Genomic DNA, 3348 nt, shown 5'->3' on the forward strand with positions numbered 1-3348 from the left:
CACCTTCGTTCTCCTCGTGGCGGTGCAGCGACGCAATCCTGTGATTCTGAACTCGGGCGACTTTCTTCTCTGCAACTTCGCGCTCATCTTGGCCTTCATGCCGACGGGCGCTGCGCTCTCGATCGACCGCTGGCGCCGTCATGGACGCGCCGCCCTCTGGACCGCTCCGAACGTCGCTCCGTGGGGGCTGCGCCTGATTCAACTCCAGTTGTGCGTCGTGTATTTCTTCGCCTTCTGGTCCAAGAGTGGCGATCTCTGGCACAACGGCACGGCTGTGTCGACGGTGTTCCGCATCGACGACATCACCCGATTCGGGAGCCCCGGTTGGCTCACCAACAACGTGCTCCTGATCGCCCTCCTCACGTGGGGAACCCTGGCCATCGAACTCGCGCTGACCACGCTGCTCTGGGCGCGCCGACTCCGCCCGGTGCTGATCGGCCTGGGCTTCCTGTTGCACTTCTTCATCGACGTGTTCATCCTCGTCGGCTTCTTCGGGCCGCTGATGATGATCGGGCTACTCTCGTTCGCCGATGCCGATTGGCTCGAGCGGCGCATCTCTACCCTGGGCGCATGATGCTGAGCGAAGGAACCCCGCTGCCGACGTTCGAGTTCGCCGCCGCTGGTGGAGCGACCTGGTCGACCGACGAGCACCGCAAGCACGACGTGCCGCTCGTGCTGATCTTGCACCGCCACCTCGCTTGACTGCCGTGCCAAGAGCATGTGCTCGCCGTGAGCGAGCGCATCAAAGAATTCGGTGACGCTGAGATCGCCGTCGTCACCTTCACCGACGCGACGCGCCTCGACGCTTACGTCGAACACCTCGGTGTGTCGTTCCCGGTGGTGACCGATGTCGACCGCGAGCTGTATCGGGCACTCAGGCTCGAGCGCGGCACGCGCCGTCAGGTCTGGTCGCTCGGCACGCTCAAGAAGTACTGGCACCTCCTGCGTGCCGGCAAGAAGTTGCAGCGCACGCACGAAGACATCCGCCAACTCGGTGCTGACGTGATCGTCGGTGCCGACGGTTGCATCATCAAGATCTTCCGTCCGGCCACACCAGATGCTCGACCGAGCGTCGACGACTTACTTGCGCACCTCGGCGGCTCAACGACCTAGACCGTGGGCAGACGAAAGCCGACGTCGGCGCCGCCGTGTTCGGACTCTGTCACCCAGGTCTCTCCACCATGTCGCGCGACGATCTGCGCCACGATGGCAAGCCCCAGCCCCGAGCCGGGCAACGTGCGTGTGGCATCGGCACGGTAGAAGCGATCAAACACACGCTCGCGATCAGCGACTGGAACACCCGGACCGCGATCGCGGACAGACACAAAACCAGCTCTGACCACGACGTCGATCGGTTCGCCAGGTGGGCTGAACTTGTGAGCGTTGCCGAGCAGGTTCGTCACCGCCCGCTCGATCATCGCCTCGTTACCAGAGACCATCGCAGACTCCGCGGTCAGCGAAATTTCACGGTCGATGCGCCGTTGCCACCGCTCCACCGAGCGCGAGACCACCTCGGCGAGGTCGACCGGTGCCATCGGTGCATCGGCATCATGGCTGTCCGTCGCTAACTCCATCAGTTCCGTGAACAGGTTGCTGAGTTCAACAACTTCTGAATTGATCGCGAGAAGAAGCTCACGTCGGTCCTCGGGAGTCAGCGGGACATCAGGTCGACTGTCGATTCGGTGCAACATTTCCACGTTGGCGCGCAAGCTCGTCAGAGGTGTGCGGAGCTCATGGCCTGCATCGAGCACGAGCCTGTGCTGCTGTTCTCGGCTGGTCTCCAACGCAGTCAACATCTCGCGGAAACTACGCGCGAGTTGACCGATCTCGTCCTGTCGGCCCACGGGTACATCGACCGAGAAGTCGCGGGTGTCGGCAACAGTCGCAGCTACATCCGCGAGGTGTCGTAGTGGACGCGTCGTGCGTCGCGCGATCCACCAGCCGGCAAGTGCCGCGAGCACGGCGGCGATCAGGCCGATGATCGCGATCCGGCTGACCAGCACGCTGAGTACGGCGTCGTTCTCGGTCGTCGACCGGGCGACTTGGATCGCGCCGCCACGCGGCAACGCTCGCGTGTACATCCGGTAGGAGGTGCCATCGATTACGACATCGTCGTATCGATCCGGCGTGCTCTCGCCCAAGCGCCGTCGCTCACCAATCAACTGCTTGACTGCGTCAGTAATGGGGAGTTCTGCGCCACTCGAACTGAGGACCACACCGTCTTTGTCGATTACCTGAACGACCGCGTCGGGATCGAACGGCAGCTGAGCCAACTGCGCCCCGGCGCCACCTGCCTGGCCGACGTCGTCGTTGTTGTCGTCGTTGTTGTTGTCGTCGCGACCGGGTCGAGGGTGCGGACTGCCTGGCTGCTGACGAATGCCCTGCGTCACCTCGACAGAGCGGCGTTCGAGAAAGCGGTCAGTCGACTCCGAAATTTCTGAACGCGTCGCCTGGTACGAGGCCGCGCCAACAATCGCGCTGACGACCAGTGCGAGGAGGCCGAACAGAATCGCAAGGCGCGAACGCAGACTCACGTGTTGGACTTGCCGGAGCGAACGACGTAGCCAATACCGCGCACCGTGTGCACAAGCCGTTCCCGGTCACCCGCTTCGAGCTTCCGGCGCAGATAGCCGACGTGCACGTCGAGTGACTTCGAGTTGGTCTCGAAGTCGTAGCCCCAGATGGTCTCATACATCTGGCTGCGGGAAAGCACGATTTCGGCGTTGGTCATCAGAGTGTGCAGGATCTCGAACTCGGTGCGAGTCAGCTCGATGGGGTCACCAGCACGAGTGACCAGGTGCTTGGCCGGGTCGAGAATGAGATCGCCACAGCGCAATGTTGCCGAGTCGCTGCGATCGGTGCGACGCAGCAGCGCACGAACACGGGCAAGCAGTTCGTCGAGTTCGAACGGCTTCGCCAGGTAGTCGTCGGCGCCAGCGTCGAGCCCGGCCACCCGGTCTGGTGTCTCCTGGCGGGCGGTCAGCATCAAAATCGGGGTGCGGTTACCGCGATCACGCAATTTGCGAACCACCGTGAGGCCGTCGACGAAGGGCATCATCACATCGAGAATCGCAATATCGGGCTCGTGAGCAACGAACGCTTCGAGTGCCGCAGCCCCATCCTTGGCGAGGACCGTCTCGTAGCCCTCGAAACGCAAGATGCGATCGAGTGCTTCGCGGATCTGCTGATCGTCTTCGGCAATGAGGATGGTGGCCATGGTGCTCTCCAAGGAGGCGGTTGCGGCGTTCGCAACATTGTGTTCAGGGTACGAGACGCAACGGTATGCATGTGAGATGCCCGTGTGAGATGCCCGTGTGAGATGCCCGTGTGAGATGCCCGTGTGAGATG

5 protein-coding genes are annotated in these 3348 nt (G+C 62.8%); 3 read left to right on the forward strand and 2 right to left on the reverse strand.

The genetic code is table 11. The annotated features are described in order from the left end of the window. From ACH2EI_RS09295 to ACH2EI_RS09305, 3 genes are all read left to right on the forward strand, one after another. On the forward strand, positions 1-574 hold a 574-nt coding region (locus tag ACH2EI_RS09295), incomplete at its 5' end, for an HTTM domain-containing protein (RefSeq protein ID WP_395159797.1). Beyond that, positions 571-702, forward strand: a complete 132-nt coding sequence (locus ACH2EI_RS09300) for a hypothetical protein (protein WP_395159799.1) — start codon at positions 571-573, stop codon at positions 700-702. The genes ACH2EI_RS09295 and ACH2EI_RS09300, both read left to right, overlap by 4 nt. Positions 703-729: 27 nt before the next feature. Beyond that, positions 730-1113, forward strand: coding sequence for an AhpC/TSA family protein (locus ACH2EI_RS09305; protein ID WP_395159801.1), 384 nt, complete (start codon positions 730-732; stop codon positions 1111-1113). On the opposite strand, the gene ACH2EI_RS09310 is transcribed toward ACH2EI_RS09305, so the two are convergent. Both ACH2EI_RS09310 and ACH2EI_RS09315 read right to left on the reverse strand, forming a co-directional pair. Next, the gene (locus ACH2EI_RS09310) at positions 1110-2534 is read right to left on the reverse strand and encodes an ATP-binding protein (protein ID WP_395155136.1); all 1425 of its coding nucleotides are present in this window, start codon (positions 2532-2534) and stop codon (positions 1110-1112) included. The two genes, ACH2EI_RS09305 and ACH2EI_RS09310, sit on opposite strands and share 4 nt — an antisense overlap. After that, positions 2531-3217: a response regulator transcription factor gene (locus tag ACH2EI_RS09315; RefSeq protein ID WP_395155135.1), complete on the reverse strand. Its 687-nt coding sequence runs from the start codon at positions 3215-3217 to the stop codon at positions 2531-2533. Before ACH2EI_RS09315 ends, ACH2EI_RS09310 begins: the two co-directional genes overlap by 4 nt. Positions 3218-3348: the final 131 nt, after the last annotated feature.

Source organism: Ilumatobacter sp. (assembly GCF_041688325.1).
Taxonomy (GTDB): domain Bacteria; phylum Actinomycetota; class Acidimicrobiia; order Acidimicrobiales; family Ilumatobacteraceae; genus Ilumatobacter_A.

What these genes read in the sequence shown, in the direction of transcription:
- ACH2EI_RS09300 (WP_395159799.1), top strand. Translation starts at nt 571, where the DNA reads ATGATGCTGAGCGAAGGAACCCCGCTGCCGACGTTCGAGTTCGCCGCC.
- ACH2EI_RS09315 (WP_395155135.1), bottom strand. Translation starts at nt 3,217, where the DNA reads ATGGCCACCATCCTCATTGCCGAAGACGATCAGCAGATCCGCGAAGCA.